At 53.4% G+C, this 17146-nt stretch carries 13 protein-coding genes; all 13 read right to left on the bottom strand.

Going from position 1 to position 17146, the window contains the following annotated elements:
* Positions 1-21 precede the first annotated feature (21 nt).
* The 13 genes from FKP33_RS09160 to FKP33_RS09100 all read right to left on the bottom strand — a co-directional run bounded on the left by FKP33_RS09160 (position 22) and on the right by FKP33_RS09100 (position 17146).
* The gene (locus FKP33_RS09160) at positions 22-1350 is read right to left on the bottom strand and encodes an ABC transporter substrate-binding protein (protein ID WP_127606405.1); all 1329 of its coding nucleotides are present in this window, start codon (positions 1348-1350) and stop codon (positions 22-24) included.
* A gap of 58 nt (positions 1351-1408) precedes the next feature.
* Positions 1409-2473: a LacI family DNA-binding transcriptional regulator gene (locus FKP33_RS09155; protein WP_141334643.1), complete on the bottom strand. Its 1065-nt coding sequence runs from the start codon at positions 2471-2473 to the stop codon at positions 1409-1411.
* Between the two features lie 245 nt (positions 2474-2718).
* The gene (locus FKP33_RS09150; protein ID WP_141334641.1) at positions 2719-3735 is read right to left on the bottom strand and encodes a LacI family DNA-binding transcriptional regulator; all 1017 of its coding nucleotides are present in this window, start codon (positions 3733-3735) and stop codon (positions 2719-2721) included.
* A gap of 260 nt (positions 3736-3995) precedes the next feature.
* Entirely contained in the window at positions 3996-4940 is a 945-nt protein-coding gene (locus tag FKP33_RS09145; protein ID WP_127606411.1) for a hypothetical protein, read from the bottom strand.
* Between the two features lie 73 nt (positions 4941-5013).
* Complete coding sequence (locus tag FKP33_RS09140) at positions 5014-6255, bottom strand: MFS transporter (protein ID WP_141334639.1); 1242 nt, start codon at positions 6253-6255, stop codon at positions 5014-5016.
* Between the two features lie 94 nt (positions 6256-6349).
* Positions 6350-7099, bottom strand: a complete 750-nt coding sequence (locus FKP33_RS09135) for a PIG-L deacetylase family protein (protein WP_127606415.1) — start codon at positions 7097-7099, stop codon at positions 6350-6352.
* A gap of 25 nt (positions 7100-7124) precedes the next feature.
* A complete protein-coding gene (locus FKP33_RS09130) occupies positions 7125-8114 on the bottom strand; it encodes an N-acetylglucosamine kinase (RefSeq protein WP_141334637.1) in 990 nt (329 codons plus the stop codon).
* Complete coding sequence (gene argH / locus FKP33_RS09125) at positions 8114-9622, bottom strand: argininosuccinate lyase (protein ID WP_141334635.1); 1509 nt, start codon at positions 9620-9622, stop codon at positions 8114-8116. The genes FKP33_RS09130 and argH overlap by 1 nt, the downstream gene beginning before the upstream one ends.
* 28 nt (positions 9623-9650) lie before the next feature.
* The gene (locus FKP33_RS09120; RefSeq protein ID WP_127606421.1) at positions 9651-10385 is read right to left on the bottom strand and encodes a creatininase family protein; all 735 of its coding nucleotides are present in this window, start codon (positions 10383-10385) and stop codon (positions 9651-9653) included.
* 74 nt (positions 10386-10459) lie between these two features.
* On the bottom strand, positions 10460-12994 hold the full coding sequence (locus FKP33_RS09115; protein ID WP_141334633.1) for an NEW3 domain-containing protein: 2535 nt from the start codon (positions 12992-12994) through the stop codon (positions 10460-10462).
* A gap of 143 nt (positions 12995-13137) precedes the next feature.
* Positions 13138-14868 carry an ABC transporter permease gene (locus FKP33_RS09110; protein ID WP_141334631.1) on the bottom strand — a complete coding sequence of 577 codons (1731 nt, stop codon included), beginning with the start codon at positions 14866-14868 and terminating at the stop codon, positions 13138-13140.
* A 3-nt stretch (positions 14869-14871) separates the two neighbouring features.
* Positions 14872-15966 carry an ABC transporter ATP-binding protein gene (locus FKP33_RS09105; protein WP_141334629.1) on the bottom strand — a complete coding sequence of 365 codons (1095 nt, stop codon included), beginning with the start codon at positions 15964-15966 and terminating at the stop codon, positions 14872-14874.
* 58 nt (positions 15967-16024) lie between these two features.
* Entirely contained in the window at positions 16025-17146 is a 1122-nt protein-coding gene (locus tag FKP33_RS09100; RefSeq protein ID WP_461752155.1) for an extracellular solute-binding protein, read from the bottom strand.

The following is a 17146-nucleotide window of genomic DNA, read 5'->3' as shown; positions in this document are numbered from 1 at the left end:
GTATCCTTGGTGGGATCGGGATTATTCCGCGAGCAAGGCGTCCATATCTTTCTGCAGCTTCTTCACGATTTCAAGCGGATCCTTGTTGTTCAACACAGCATCCTGCGCAGCCGTCAAGATCGGGCTTGGCGCCGTGCTGGAGAACAACTGAGCGGCTTTCGGATGCGCCGGCAAGAGAACCGCGTTGTTCAGGCTGTTCACAAATGCATCGCGGCCCGGCATTTTCTTGGCGACTTCCATACCTGCGTTGCTGGAAGGAAGCTGTCCGGATTTGGCCCAATCGCCCGAGTTTTTGTCCAGCCATTTCACGAATTCAACGGCAGCGGCTTTCTCTTCCGCGCTTGCCTTCGAGTTCACCGGGAAGGTCAGAACTTCTGCTGCGCCCCATGCGGCCTGCTTATCGAACACTTTCGGGTATGGCGCGCTGCCCCACTGGATGCCGGAAGCTTCCAGCTTCGGCATTTGCCACGGGCCGTCCACGATCATTGCCACTTTGCCGGACGTAAAGTCATCGACAGGAGATTTTTGGCCTTTAGGCACCACTTTGTATTTAAAGATCAGATCCTCCAGGAAGCCTAAAGCTTTAGCCGCTTTTTGCTCGTCGAGCACCAGCTTCTTCATATCTTCCTTGAACGGATTGTCTCCTTGTTGGTTGAGCAAAGCGTAGAACTGATAGAACGCGTGATGGTTCATGCTGAACCCTAAGCCGTACTGTGTAATGTTGTTCTCGTCAAAGCCCGCTTCGTTCGGATGCTTGCCGTTCTTGTCTACCGTCAGCTTCTGGGCGGCGGCGATAAGTTCTTCTCCCGTTGTCGGTGGAGCGCTTACACCGGCTTTAGCGAACAGATCTTTGTTATAGAAAACACCGTGCATATGCACATCAAGCGGCACCGCATATTGCGTTCCTTTATACAGCGTACCGCCCCAGGCAAATTCGGAGTAATCCGCTTTATTCATCTTGACCGACTCAACGGTTTTCGCATCCAATACGCCCATCTCGGCAAATTGTCCGATTTCGAACGGATGCATAGCCAGAACCTCCGGCGGTTCTCCGCCCTTCATTTCGGTCAAAAATTTCGTAAACAACGGCGTCCACTGCATCGAGCTGAATTCAACATGAATTTTGCTCTGCTCGGCATTGAACTTTTCAACCAAGCCTTTCATCGTTTCCAGGTCGGGACCCGTCCAGCCGCCCCAATAATCGATCTTGACCGGTCCGCTCTGCGAAGCCGTTCCGCCGCTCGCGGCCGGCTGTCCGGCGCCAGGCTGGTCGCTATTGTTCGAACAACCTGCAAATACTGTAAATAACGCGGTTGATGCAAGAATCGCCGACACCCTTTTGAATTTCATTCGTGAAACCCTCCCGTAGTTGTTGGTTATATCTTAAAGCGTTCCAGCGTCGATCCTGCTATGTGACGTCCGAATCCGCATTTAAGCTGCTTGTTCTTCCTTGAAAATCGCCGCAGGACCGGCGAATGACCAGATGCGTCTCAAACACTTTACTGACGGATTGCTGATACCGATGCTGCATCATCCCGGCCAGCAAATGGAAGCAGGCGTCCGCCATTTGTTCAACGGGCAGATGAACCGTCGTCAGCGTCGGCACTGTGTATTGCGTAATTTCATCATCGTCATGACCCACGATTTCCACATCTTGCGGAACCGCTTTCCCCGCTTCGTTTAATGCCATCAACGCGCCGACCGCCATTTGGTCGCTCGCGGAGAACAACGCCGTAGGAAGAGCGCTCCCATGAGCGAGCAGACGCTGCACGGCTTGATAACCGCCTCTTTCGGAAAAATCTTCAAACACCAGATGCTGCTCCTGAATTTCCATGCCCAGCTCGCGTCCTTTATTCAGAAACCCTTCCATACGCAGCCGGATCGCGCTGGAAGAAACGTCCGGTACAATCACTCCCACCTGACGATGGCCGCGGCTCGCAAACAACTCCGCCACTTTCTCGCCGGTCAAATAACTGTCGACATTGACATACGAGTATTTGTTGGAACTGCGTTGGTACATTACAATCGGCACCATCGGGGTTACTTCTTCCAAGTACGCTTCATCCTGCTCTGTCGGGTTCGCAATGATCGCCCCGTTAAATCGCGTGCCCGTTAGCAGACTGTGAACTTCATTCAGCTTGGTGCCAACGTAAGGCTGAATCAATATCTCGTATTCTTGCTCATCCGCTATGGCATTGATGGATTGTTGAAGCCCTTTCAAAAACCGGTTGATGAGCGCGGCTCGGGTATCGATCGACCAAAATAACGCAATGATCGGAAGAACGGTTTCTCCGCCGCTTCGCAAGCGTCTGGCCGAGATGTTCGGTTGATAGTTTAACCGCCTGGCCGCCTCCATAATCTTCTCCTGCGTAGCGGCCGATATCCGATAATGATCGCCCTTGCCGTTCAGTACCATGGATGCCGTTCCTTGAGATACGTTTGCTAATTGAGCGATCTCCTTAATACTGGCCATGCTTCACCTCCTTGCAAGCAATGCGGTCTGACGCTTCTTGCTAATACGTTTTGCTAAATCGTATTGCTAATACGTTTTTATTATATTTTACAAACGCTTTCACGTCAATCCTTTTTGTAAAAACGTTTTAGCAAGAAAAAAAGCACCTGATCGGAGCCCCTTTCGACGGCTAAAAAAGGACCGGGCGCTTCAACCGATTCCCATCGGTTGAGCGCCCGGCCCGTCTTCCTTCGCTTTCGCTTGATTCAATTGGCCCCGCACGACTGGCGAACGACGATATGCGCATCGAAGATTTTTGATGACGGCCCCGTCGTTTTGTGATGCATTAAATCCGTCAGCATACGGACGCACTCGCCGGCCATTTCTTCTACAGGCAAGTGTACGGTTGACAAGGATGGGATCGTAAACCGGGTCACTTCATCGTCGTCATAGCCGATCATTTCGATGTCCTGCGGGACGCGCTTTCCATAGGTGTGCAGCGCCGACAATGCACCGACCGCCATTTGATCGCTGATGACAAACAATGCGGACGGCAGCTGCCCGTCGGTCTCAACCATCCGCTGAATCGCCTCATACCCTCCGCGTTCCGAGAAATCGGAGAATAGGATATGCTCCGGCTCCACATGCAGACCGAGCTCTGCGGCTTTCGCCAAGAAGCCTTCCTTGCGAAGCCGTATCGCCTTGGACGAAACGTTCGGCACGAGCGCCCCTACTTTACGGTGTCCCCGCGCGGCAAACATGGCGGCAACGTCTTTCCCCGTTCCGTAGCTGTCAACGTACACCGAAGCATATTTTGCCGAACTTCTCTGATACAGCACGATAGGCACATTCAATTGAGCCTGCTCCAAAAATTCCTCGTCTTCTTCCGTAGGAATAGCGATAATTGCACCGTTAAACCTTGTGCCCGTAATCAAGCTTCGCATTTCTTTCAATTTGGTGCCGACATAAGGCTGAATGAGCAGCTCGTACTCACTTTCTATGGAAGCAAGCTCCTTCTGCAGCCCGTGCAAAAACCGGCTGATTAACACGGTTCGGGTATCCAGCGCCCAGAAGAGAGCGATGATCGGCAGTACCGTTTCGCCTCCGCTTCGAAGACGTCTGGCCGAAATATTGGGCCGATAGTTGAGCTGCCTGGCAACCTCATATATTTTTTGCTGCGTGAGGGCGGAAATGCGGTATTGATCTCCTTTGCCGTTTAGCACAATAGAGGCGGTTCCCTGGGAAACGTTAGCCAATTGGGCGATATCTTTAATGCTTGCCATAAAAATTGCACCCCGATAATTGATAAAAATGGACGTCGCATCGTCATGCTTACAAGTATTGTATAAGGTTTCAAATCAACTGTGCGAATCCGTTAATTTATCTTACTTGGCAAATCCTGCTATGTCAACGGATGACAAGCCGGGGACACTTGGACACTTGCTTGCCTCGACCGGACTCGCTCCCGTTAGTTGTGCCCCTACTGGCTGGGCGCGAGGCGCGCGAACGAAGAAAAACCTGGCGGAAGATCACCGCCAGGTCCTTATGGGCTAATCCTCTGCGATTGAGCGCGGGAAGGAGACTGTATTTGACGAACTTTCGATCTGATCAGGTCATGCTTCTTGATACCTTGCAAAGGAATGCGTATAAAGTGCGGCATCCAGCAATCGGAACCTTCTTTTCCGATAGGATGTCCGTTTTTACAAAAAATATTAAAAACCGATGCATCAGGACCGCAGCATCCGCCCGCTGTCTTTCGGATTGTCGTCGTATCCAGACTTTCGATATGGACGATAAGTTCAGCATCCGTTATTTCATTCGCACCCTGGTAGGGAAGAAGATCGGCCCTAATGATTTCATGCCCATAAACATAGGAAAATCGCGGTACATAACTTTCTTTTTCTTTTAAAGAAATTTCTCTCAAATCCCCCAGGTGCCTTAGCGTCCTTGTAACCTGCGTACCGCAAGCTTTACAAGCCAGAGAACTTCTGTACACATCAACCGTTCTCCAGCTTTGATCAAAGCTTATATGATCCTGCCTGTACAGATCCATCAAATCGGATATGACTTGTTCAGCCAAACCTTTTACTTTCATCATATAAGGAACTAATTCCCTTTGTTGATAATATCCGGTTTCATGACGCTTAGGCAGCGGCTTGATGACCGCATGTAATTCAGGGGTTTCCCGCAAATGAATGAGATGATCGACTCTGTTGGCTTCAACCCATTGCTGTATATAAAGCAACTCCGCTTTCACTTCATCATCCATGCTTTTCAGATACGCTTTGAAATCAACAGCGTTATTATCAAATACACAAGATCTGGCGATTTCAATACAGGTATGCATGACCTCCATCATAGCTGCAAACTCGCTCACGCATACATGGAAACGATCAGGCGTCAATGCGTTAGCCGCATTTGCCGCTTGACTATAATGAAATTCCAAACATTTTCTTTTAAATTCCAATGTCTTTATCCGATTTTGCATCCTGTAATCCTTCTCCGTTTATACGATTATCGTCACCCTTCCAAATTCAGACGAGATCGCGGGCCTATTTGTTTCACTGCCTGCCCTTGCGCTCATCGGCGACTTGATCCGGGTTCGTCCCTTTTGTTTCCTTTCCGAAGAATAACACGGCAAGCGCTCCGATAATAATGGCAACGAAAAATATTATAAATATCGAACTAAGCGCAACGTTTTGTGCTATCAGTATGCCTACAAGGTAGGGACCCATTACACCGCCGATCCGTCCGAAGGCAGCCGCAAGCCCGACACCCGTGGAGCGGACTGCCGTCGGGTACAACTCCGGTGTGTAGGCATACATGGCTCCCCAGGCCCCAAGGTTAAAGAAGGAGAGGGAAGCCCCGGCCGCGATCAGCATCGCTTCCGTACCGGCGTTACCGAACCATACAGCGCTGGCAGCCGTAAGCAGCAGGTAGGTGACGAGCACGAACTTTCGGCCGAACTTTTCAATCAAGTAAGCGGCGGTAAAATATCCGGGCAGCTGTGCAAGCGTCATGATGAAGACGTACTGAAAGCTTTTCACGAGACTAAAGCCCTTCATCACCATAACGGACGGAAGCCACAGAAACATGCCGTAATAGGAGAATACGACCATCAACCACAAGATCCAGAGCGTGATCGTGGATCTGCGGTGCGACGATGACCATACGGAAGCCAGCCGCTCCCCAAACGACAGCTTTCGGTCTTGCTGCGCGGTATAACGAGGCGAATCCTGTATCGCCCGTCTTAGGTACAAAGCGTATAATGCCGGTAAAGCGCCGATGATAAAGGCAGTCTTCCAGCCATAATGAGGAATGATGAAATAGGCGATCAGTGCGGAGACGATCCATCCGCCGGCCCAGAAGCTCTCGAGCAGCACAACGGCACGCCCCCTCTCATGGGCAGGCACCGACTCGGAGACAAGCGTTGAAGCGACCGGAAGCTCCCCGCCTAATCCGAAGCCTGCGATGAAGCGAAGCGCGCACAATACGGCAAAGCTGGTCGCCAGGGCGGACAGCCCGCTTGCGGCAGAGAAAATGAGAAGCGTCCAGAGCAACACGGCCCGGCGTCCGTACCGATCCGCAAACGAGCCCGCCACTGCCGCTCCGACGGCCATTCCGATTGAATTAACCGCTGTCAGAAATCCAACCTGCTGCGCGTCTAAATGCCAATCGACAGCTAGCGCGGCAACGATAAATGAGATCATCCCGACTTCCATCGCATCGAATAACCAGCTAAGTCCAGCGCTGAACAGCAGCTTCCGTTGTTTCGGTTCACGCAGCAAACCCGCTTTATTCATGTTCAGGCCCCTTTTCCCCGTCTTTTAGTGCTTTTAGTATCTCATTTTTGACAAGAATACGCATCCCTAAACGGAAATACCCGCATGGAATGTTTTAGATCAGCTCCATGAGCGGAATGTCCTTGACATCCTTGTTTATAGGTACCGGTTGTCCATGTTGACGAACCAGGGTGAAGTATTCATAAGGTCCGATGACCGATAAGTCGCCCTCCATGACGCCGGGGTAAGCGCGATTAACCGAGTAAACCTGGCTTTGGTGGGCTTGCAGCGCCTGTCCCTTGATCGCGCGGAATTCACGAATATCGACCTTGCCGGTAATCGGAAATAACCGGTCCGGGCCTTTGTCCGCGCAGTGCTTATAGTAATGAGGAATCGACGAATAATAGAACGCCGGGAGCCGGTTCCGTGCAAGCAGCTCCTCCGCCAGCAGCATCGCCTGCTCCGCAGCTTCCGAGATCGCGATATGGTCGGGATGTCCCGTAACCCCGTCCGGCGGAAAAGTAACGACAACGTCAGGCTGCTGATCGACAATCGTGTCTTTCAATTTCCCGATCAGTTCCGTGCGGTCCTGGTCCTTCAAATATCCGTCCGGATACCGGTAAAGAATCAAGCTCGAGACGCCAAGAATATGACAGGCCTGCCTCAGCTCCCCTTCCCGATGGGCAACCAATTGCTCACGCGTTTGGAAGGAAAACGGGCCGCATCTGCCTTTACAACCCGATGTGGCGCATACCAGAACGAGCTCATGACCCATGCTGGAGCATTTGGCCATCGTCCCCCCGCAGGCAAACGATTCATCGTCGGGATGCGCAAAAATAAAGAGCAGTTTCTTTTTGTTTTCCATGCCATTCACCTCCATAAGATTGGAGCTACGATTCGTGCAGCCCTATTTGGCGTATATGAGCCAGTCCCATGGAAATAACGCCGTAAATCGGTTCTTTCTTGGCGGAATCCCACTGAGCCGAAGGAAAATCGGAACGGATCCGCCTGCAAATCAGCCCTCGCAAGTACGGCGCGTTTTGCAGTACGCCTCCCTGCAAAATAACGGAAAATTTCTCGTTCTCCATACTCAAATTGCGGATGACGGCAGACGCTCCCCGGTACAGTTCATCAGCCGCCTCTTCAACTAACAAGCGGCTGGCCTCATCCCCGTCGTTCAAGGCTTGGCTGACGACTTCCCACAGCTGGGCTACCCGTTCAACCGAATATTCGGGAGAGAAGGTCCAATTGTACAGCTCTTCGGCATTATTCAAGCCGAGATGGGAGAGGAGCCGTTCCGTTAACCGGGTCGGGCGCCCCCGGCCGTCTTCGGCTTTCATAACCGCCGTGATGGCTTTTTTGCCGATCCAGTAGCCGCTGCCTTCGTCGCCTACGAGGTGTCCCCAGCCCCCCGCCCGGCAGTTCATCCCTTCCTTATTCACGCCGTACACGATCGATCCGGTGCCGGCGATAACGAGAACGCCGGGTGCCCCATCGGTTGCTCCCAGCAGAGCGGCGAAGCCGTCATTCTCAATGATTAACCGGTCAACCTGAATGTCCAGCCCGTGAAGAACTTCCACTACCAATGCCGTCAGCACAGTCCGATCCTGTTCCGTATCCAGCCCCGCCAAAGCAAATACCGCACAGCCGAGCTTGACGCCGCCGCTTCCGTCCCGCTCCGGCGCATAACCCGCGTCTGTCAAAGCCGCCTTCACGGCAAAGGAAACTTCCCGCGCGGCCGCGTCTTGGCCGACGCTTTGATAATTGCTGGAGCCGGCCCGACCTTCACCGAGCCAACCGCCCCGAACATCCGCAACGACCGCACGGCACTTCGTGCCTCCGCCATCGACGGCCAGCAGAGAGAATGTCCGCGCGCCCACTAAGACCGGCTCCAGTCTTGAATGACCGTGTCCAAATGTTGAAGCGCCTGACGGGATCTTTCTTCGGACGCATAAGTCCACTCCAAATGGCTGATATGCCGCTCCCTCCGGTCTGCGATCATGCGCTCCATCTCAAGGGGACTCGGCCCGCCCGGCAGCGAACGGATTGTGACGAAATGAACGGGATCCAGGGCTTGCCTCAGCTGTTCCTCATTCAAAGAAACGCTGCGGCCGATCACGTCTTGCGCCGCTTCATTCACCAGTCCAAGCGTAATGTCGTTAGCCGCCAAGCCCTGCGCAAGCGCCTTGTTTACGATGCCGCTTACGATATGGTGGGACTTGCGGAAGGACAGCCCGTCCGTTCGCACCAAGGTGTCGGCAAGCTCGGTTACGGTAGCGAAGCTGCCCTCGGTTCGTTTGCGCAGCACCTCTTTATTGACCTCCATGGTGCCAATTACAGAAGCCAACAGCCGATAGATGTTATCCAGAATCGCCAGCGCTTTCCAGGCATACGGCTGCAGGTCGTCCTCCGTATCGACAATATCGCCGAAAGGCGTATTATGAATCATCGTCAGTACCGTATTCGCGCTGCCCACGCAGGAGGACAGCAGGGAGCGCATATGCTCTAGAGAAACCGGATTGCGCTTTTGCGGCATGATCGATGAAATTTGCACATATGGAGCGGATACTTGAAGCACGGCGAATTCCTGCGTGCACCAGAGCAGCAGATCCTGCACGACACGGCCCAGATTTATCGCAGCCAGCTGAGCCGCCGTGCAGATCTCGGCCACATAATCGGCTCCTCCGATCGCGTCATAAGAATTTTCGACCAAGCCGTCAAACCCGAGCAATTCACGCATTCTTTCCCGGGAAATAGCAAAACCGGATGTCGTCAAAGCCGCCGCGCCCATGGAACTGCGGTTGCAGTTTGCGTAGGCGCGAAACATCCTTTCTACGTCCCGGCTTAAGGAATCGACGACGGCCATGGTGTAATGAGCCATAGTAGTAGGCTGAGCCTGCTGCGTATGCGTGTAGCCGATCATGATCGTATGGACATGCTCCTCGGCGAAAGCGAGCAGGTTTTCCTTTAAGTACAAGGCGGAGGATACCGTAACCAGCAGCTTCTCCCGCAGCGTCATCCTGTAGATGGCGATGCCCATGTCGTTGCGGCTTCTGGCCAGATGCAAATTGCCGGCGATATCCCCGGCTTTGTCCAGCAGCTCATGTTCGACCTGGAAGAACAGGTCTTCAAATTGTCCCGTGTACGAGCATTGCCTGAGTTTATCCAGATCGATCCCGTGAAGAGCCTTGGCGATCGCCCCCGCTTCTTCGGGGGATACAAGCTTTTGCTCCGCAAGCATGATGAGATGGGCTTTGTTAATCGCCATCATCGGACCCAGCAGATGCTTCTTGGCTTCGTTAAAGGCGGGCTCCAATACGCATTCGGCATAGGTTTTCCCAGGAAACAGATGACCTTCCGACTGGATAATCTGATCTTTGCAGCTCATACGGCTATTCCTCCCGTTTATTTTCTACTCATTTCAGCCAGTTCCGGATCAGCATGTTCATCTGGCGCGAGGCTTCCTCCACAATGACTTTGCCGGCCTCCAGCGAAGTTTGCTTGATTCTGCCTGTATAGCCGTCCCAGCCTTGAGGTTTGCCTTCTACAAGCACATAAGGCAGCGGCGATAAAGGAGGACATGAATCTAACTCCACGTCGGAATCGGACACTTCGACCAAGCCGGGATGCATCGCTTTGACCGCGGACATTTCATAAGGACCTCCGTGCCCGCGTCCGGCCGTTCCGTGGAACAATCCCTTCCGCTCCATGAGCCCCGTCTCCACCATCTGCCACCAATTGACCAATAAAAAGCCGGCGTCAGGGTACTGGGCCGTCACGGCTTCCGCGACGGTTCTGGAAGGCCCCATGTTGGCATCATGAGCGTTAAGCAGCAGAATGCGGCGAATTCCCGAGGAACAGATGCCCTCGGTTAAGTCCGTCAAATACTCGATGAATACGGACGGTCGAATGGAAATCGTCCCGGGGTAATCACGAGTTTTACCGGGGCAGGCCGTATAGGGTATGGGAGGATAGACCAACGGCTGCAGGTCCGGATCGATCCTCTCGGCAAAGCCTTGAGCCAGCAGGACATCCGTTCCCAGCGGGGAATGCGGCCCGTGATACTCAATCGACCCTAAAGGCACAACGGCAAATCGTGCCTGTGCCATAAGCTTCCCGGCATCTCTTCCGTGGATCGTCATTACATTCATGGATTCCTGTTGCCTCGCTTCACCTGAAATTTTCGAATGCCGGAGGACCCGGGAAGGTCCTCCGGTTCGCGCCTTTACTGATGCTGGGAGATCATGTTAACGAACAACCGGATCGAGCCTGGAACAAGACTCGGAATTTCGCGATACCAGACCAAAGAGCTGTACGTATAGATGCCCTTGCCGTATGGAGCCGTCAGGAACGTGCCGGTAAACTCCTTCTCTCCAGGATCGCCGTTGGAAATTAAAGCCGTGTACTCCTTACCCCATTCCGCCGGGTTATAAGCGGAACGATCCTGAATCCAGTTATTCCAGTCGGCATCCGTAATTTTGTTCGGATAGTTGAACATCGGATGATCCGGCGCCAGCAGGGTCACTTTGGAATTTTCGTCCGTAACGCGCCATTTAATCAACGGTTCTCCGATTTTAATCGGATACGGAGCCAAGCCCGGGGACCACTTGTCTTCCGGCTTATGGTACTGTACGACGAGATTGCCGCCGTTTTCCACGTAGCTTAAGAGCCGCTGATTGCTTGGAATCAATTCCGGCCGGAAAGCATAGGCGCGAATGCCCAGAACGATGGTGTCATAGGAAGACAAATCGCCGAACTGGATGTCCTTCTCCTCCAGCTTCGTTACGTCGACTCCGACCTGCTGCAGGTATTGGTCAATGTTGTCGAACCCGCTGGATACGTAGCCGACCTTCAAGCCTTTCGGCACTTCCAGATCGAAGGCCTCCACCTTCACCTCCGCAGGCTGCAGCATATAGGTTTTGCCGATATGAGCGTATTGAATCACCTGTGCGCCTCTCGAGGTTTGGCTGCTTCCGCTCGTAGCCACGGCTTGAATCGTGTAGCTGCCGTTCGCCACTTGCGCAGCAGGGACGACCGAGAAGCCTACGGACTTCACTTCCCCTTTGGCCGCGAAGCTCAGTTCCTGCGCCGCATCCGTCTTCCAGCCTTCCGGCAGCTTCAGCGAAATGGATGCCTTGGCTGCGCCCGGGTTGTAGTTGCGCACGGTCACTTTCACAGGAATCGGCTCATCGGTCTTCAATGTATTCAAGATCGCCGCGCTTGGGCTGAGAGACATGGAGAACGGAGGAAGCACGGCGACCGCATTGGGCGGCACAACCTGAACCTTGTTCTTCACTCCATTCACTTCGTATTCGACATCGCTGGTAATAATCGGTTTGTCATAAGGCTTAAATTCCGCCGCGTCCTCCGGCACGTTTACTTCAAAAACCGTTGAAGCCGTCTGGTTATAAGCGAGAAGCCCGACAACGTTGCTGTCCGCCGCCTTGGCCGTCCATCCTTCCGGAACGTTCAGCTTCAGCGTAACGTTCTTCAGCAGCACCTTCCCGCCGTTATAGGCGGTCACCGTTATTTTCGTCGTTTGGCCCGGCACGAGCTCACCGGTCTCCGGCTTCACCTTGGCCACCAAAGATGCAGCTTCCATGCTTGCTTTGTTCAACTGTTCTTCCTTCACGTGCAGACGGTAAGTCAGATCATATTTCGTCGCCTGATCCAAAGCGGATTTCGCTACATCCGTCAAAGCGTTCTGAACGCCGGCTTTCATGGCCTCCACTTTCCCGGCAACTTCGGAAAACGCGGGATAAGCGGCAATCACCTGATCGGCATCGGTTTGCAGCCTGCGCAAATCCTTGACAACTTGAGCATCCTTTCCTTTCGCTTCCAGCTCTTTGGCCAAATCTTCAAACGTAAAAGCGATCCCTTCGAAGAAGTCCTTTTCCTTCTCCTTACCGGGTACGGTGGATTGCAATAACGTATAATAGCTGTTGATCGGACCTTCATCCACATGGCGGCCCATGCCCTGGCTCTTATGCATGAAGCGGGATTCTTCCCCGAGCTGCGTGTAGGAGGCGCCGTAAATTTCATCGTAATCTCCCACGGGAACGGCTACGCTGTATGTCTTGTCGTTTGCCGGCACGTACAGTTTTTTAATTTGCCAAGGCTGCAGCCCGTTCTGTAAATGTTCAGGGAACACTTTCGGGTCTGCGGCATCTTGATAAGCTCTCACCGTGATCACATTAATAGCCCGGTGGTGCCCGTGGGTCGAATCTTCGTTCAGAAAGGCAGGCACGACCACGTCGGGACGCAGCTCGCGAATTTGCCTGATCAGCCGTTCGTAGACAACCGAATCTCCCCATTTCAGCAAAGTTTCATCCGGGCTTTTGGAGAAACCGAAATCATAGATCGGGTCGTTGATGGTTTCACTCAGCATACGGAGCGAGACATTCGTAATTTTGGAGGCTTCCTGCAATTCACGGGTCCGTATGATGCCGAGAGCGTTGCCCAGCTCGCTGCCGATTTCGTTCTGTCCGCCCTCGCCGCGATTCGCGATGATACTGTAAGTGTTCACTCCTTTGCCCAAAGAAAGGTAAGCCAGCGTCGCGCTGTGCTCATCGTCCGGGTGGGCGCCTGTGTTCATGGCGGAAGCGACGGTCGTTAACGGCTTGATCGACTTCCACAGATCCACGACTCCACGATCCGCATTCGCCGGCGCGGGTGCCATCGACAGAACTAGTGTGCCTGCCACGGCAAGACCGGTAACGGCGGATACATATTTCTTCGTAACGCGTGCACGTAGACTCATCCTGTTCCTCCTTATATCCCTTCCTAATTAAGCGGAAACGGCCGTTTCCCGCCCTATATCACAACGCGGCATTCGAACCCTAGGAATTCACCGCGAGATGATCGAACGAATGGTTGGCGAACAAGGGTGCCTCCGGGAGCCCCTTAGATGGCGGACCCGGCATTGCCTCCGGTCATTTTACGGGTGACGAACAGAACGATAACGATCAGTACAATTTGCAGCACCCCATAGGCGCATGCCGTACCAAAGTCAAAGGCGTACATACGCTGGAAAATCTCTACCGAAATCGGCGACGTTCTGCTCGTAAACAGAAGGATCGAAGAAACGAACTCCCCGATGCCCTGCACGAAAGCGAGCAGCGTTCCCGCGAGAATACCGCTTAAAGCCATCGGAAACACAACGCGCCGAAAGCTGTACCACCACGTAGCGCCCAAATTCCGGGCCGCTTCCTCTACCGAACTGTCCATCTGCATCAGCGTCGCCGAGGTAGAGCGGAAGACCAGCGGCAAATGCCGGACGAAATAAGCCATCGGCAAAATCCAGAACGTCCCGATCAGCACCTGATTGAAGGAGAAAACAGACGGTTCGCTGAACGCGGAAATCAGATTGACCGCTACGACCGTACCGGGCAGCGCCCAAGGCAGCATGATCAGCAGGTCGAGCAGAAATTTACCTTTAAATTTCAGACGAACCATCGCATACGCAGCCGCTACGCCGAACAGGACGTTGCCGAGGGTGGCAATCGCGCTCATCTCGAACGAATTCGCTATCGGTCTCCACGTTTTGCTGTCGGTAAACAGCTCTACATAGTGTCTGGTCGTATATTCCGGCGGCAGGATTTGGTACGTCCACGTCCCGTCCACGGAAAAGGAAATAAGCACGAGCACGAGAATGGGCAGCAGCAGGATCGTCACGCCGAGCGTCGAAAGCGCCATAGCGGTATACTTGCCTAGCGCGCTCTTGACTTCGGTCCGGTGAATGCTGACCCCCTTGCTCGCATTCTGGTAGCTGCGAAGCCCTTGATACCAGCGCATCAGCAGCAGGAAGAGGATCGATACGATCGATAGGATCGTGGATTGCGTCGCCGCCATATCCAGAGAGCCGTTCGTCCGCGACAAATAAATTTGCATGGTCATCGTACGGTCGATGCCGAAAATAAGCGGAGCCGTATACGAAGCCATCGAGATCATGAATACCAGCAAGGAGGAGGCAACCATCGCCGGCGTCAGCATCGGCAGGATGACGCGTCTCCATACGTACAAGCGTCCTGCGCCTAACGAGGCGGCCGCTTCCTCCAGAGAAGGGTCCAGACCTTTAATCGCCGTGGAGGCGGTCATGTAGAAATACGTGTACATCGTGAACGTATGAACCATAATAACGCCCCAGAAACCTTTTAACGAAAAAGGAACCTGCTCCAGATCGAACCACAGCTTCAATGTGCGGGGAATAATTCCGCTTTCGCTGTATAAAAAGGTAAACGACAGCACCCCGATTAAAGGAGGCAGCGCCATCGGCACCATAGCCAGCACCGTTAACATTTTGCGGCCCGGAAATTCGTACCGCTCCAGCAGAAAAGCCATCGTGACGCCGACGATCGCACAGGTGATGACGCTAATCACGGAAATGTAAACGGAGGTCCAAAGCGCCTCCAGGTTCGCGGAATGCTTCAGGCTGAAAAACTTGGCGTAATTTTGCATCGAGAATTGCCCTTGAATCCTAAAGCTGTCGACAAACGTTTGAAAAAACGGAAACACCACATAAGCAAGCAGCACCAGGAACAAGGGGGCGACAAGCACATAAATGAAATAACGGGACGAAGTGAGCAGCGTCCAGCGGTTGACGGGCGGGGCTGCCGGCTCCAACGGCGTCTTCATCAGTCACTCCCTCCCGTCATTTAAGAAATAGACGCTCTCTTTCGGGATGATCAAGAAAACCCGGTCGCCGCTTGCCTTCAGATTGTGTCCTTGACCCAGGAACATCGCCTTCAACGGGCCGAAGCCGGTTTCCGTTATATAATTCATACTGACTCCGGTAAACTCGGAGATCACCACATCGCCTTGAACCGTATTCGTCTCACCCGCGGAACCGGCATCCGCTTCGCGAATTCGTTCCGGGCGGACGGAAACGGTAATCCGGGAGCCCGGTCGGATGACGTTCCCGGAGGATGCGTTCCGGCAGTAACCCCGGATGACCGTATCCGGAGTCAAGCGCACGCAGGCTTCTCCGTCCTCCACCCGTTCCACCGTTCCCTCCCATAGATTGGTCTCGCCGATAAACGAAGCGACAAACCGGTTGACGGGCTTGTTATATATGTCTTGAGGGCTTCCGATCTGCTGCACGACTCCGCCTTGCATGACCATAATGCGGTCCGACATGGACATCGCTTCGGATTGGTCGTGCGTGACGTATATCGTCGTGATGCCGAGCTCCAGCTGAAGCCTCTTGATTTCGAGTCTGGTTTCTTCCCTTAGCTTGGCGTCCAAATTGGACAAGGGTTCGTCAAGCAGCAAGATTTGCGGCTCGATGACTAATGCGCGCGCTAAAGCGACACGCTGCTGCTGGCCCCCCGACAGCTGGTCGATTCGGCGGCTGCCGTATCCTTCAAGATGAACCAATCTTTGAGCTTGTTCCACTTTTTCCTTAATTTCGGCTTTCGATTTTTTGCGGACTTGCAGACCGAAGGCAATATTCTCAAACACCGTCAAATGGGGGAATAGCGCGTAGTTTTGAAACACCATGCCGGTATTGCGTTTGTGGGGAGGCAGCCCCGTGACCTCGCGGTTGCCGAACAAAATTCGGCCCGAGCTGGGGATGTAGAAGCCCGCGATCATACGCAGCGTCGTCGTTTTGCCGCAGCCGCTCGGTCCCAGAAACGTGAAAAATTCCCCCGGCTTAATTTGGATATGGACGTCGTCCACGCCCTTGACCGTGCCGAACAGCTTGCCTACATGCTCCAAAGTCACATCAATCAAAACGGTAACCCCCCGGCTGGAATGTTGGGGCGGAGCTTTCACTCCGCCCGCATGCCCTTTATTTTGCGCCTTTGCCTTTAATGTTTTGATCCCAATAGTCCATCCATTCCTTTTCCTTGGCGGCCATCGTTGCCCAGTCCAGTTCCATCGGCTTGAGTTCAATGCCTTTCAGCCACGCCGGGAGCGTATCTTTACTGATATCACTGCGTGTAGGAATTTGGAACAGCTTCTCCGCAAGCTCCGAACGAAGCTTCGGTTCGAACAGGAACTCATAGAACTTCTTGGCAATTTCTTCGTTTTTGCTGCCCTTGATGATGCCTACGCCATCCACCAGGATCGGAGCTCCGCTGGCCGGATAGATGAAGTCAAACGGCTGATTTTTCGTCTCCTTTTGAATCATGATGTCCTGCAGATTCCACAACGAAAGCGAGCCTTCCTGGCGAGCCATTTTCAAGTAAAGATTCGTAGGGTCCTGGGTATATTCTTTCGTGTTGACATCCAGCTTCTTCAGCCATTCGTAGCCTTTGGCCGGGTCGCCGGCACCCTGTCTGAAAATCATCGCGGAGTAAATCGTACGCATCGTTCCGGAGGCGAGCACGCCGCGAATCAAAATTTTTCCTTTATATTTGGGATCGAGCAGGTCATCCCAATCTTTCGGCGCATCTTCTTTTTTCAACATTTGCGGGTTGTACATGATGACTTCCGGAAGCAGCATCTCGCCGTACCAGCGGTCTTTGCCGTCCTTGTACTGAGCCGGAACCGTACCCGCAAAGGTTGGCTTGTAGGCCGCCAACAAATCTTCGTCGGCCGCTGTCATAAACATGGATTGCGTACCGCCCCACCAGAAATCGCCCTGCGGGTTCGCTTTTTCTCCACGAACGCGCTCCAGAACCTGCTGCGCGCCCATCGTCAACACTTCCACCTCGACGCCCGGGTTCTGCTCTTTGAATTTGGGGACGATTTCATCCACGACCGTTTTATCCCTGGCCGTATAAATAACCAGCTTCTTCGCTTCAGCCGGCTTCGGCGGATCGGCCGGTTTCTCGGCGGGCTTCTCCGCCGGTTTTTCTGCCGGCTGTACGCTTGCCCCGCCCCCGCTGCAGGCGGCTAAAGCAAGAACGAGCGAGCTGACAAGCATGCCGTTAAACCATTTTGCTGCTTTTCCTACTCCAAAATTCAA

It is taken from the genome of Paenibacillus sp. tmac-D7 (assembly GCF_006519665.1).
GTDB classification, from domain to species: domain Bacteria; phylum Bacillota; class Bacilli; order Paenibacillales; family NBRC-103111; genus Paenibacillus_G; species Paenibacillus_G validus.
Note: the sequence above shows the minus strand (reverse complement) of the source record. Positions and strands in the feature narration are given on the sequence as shown.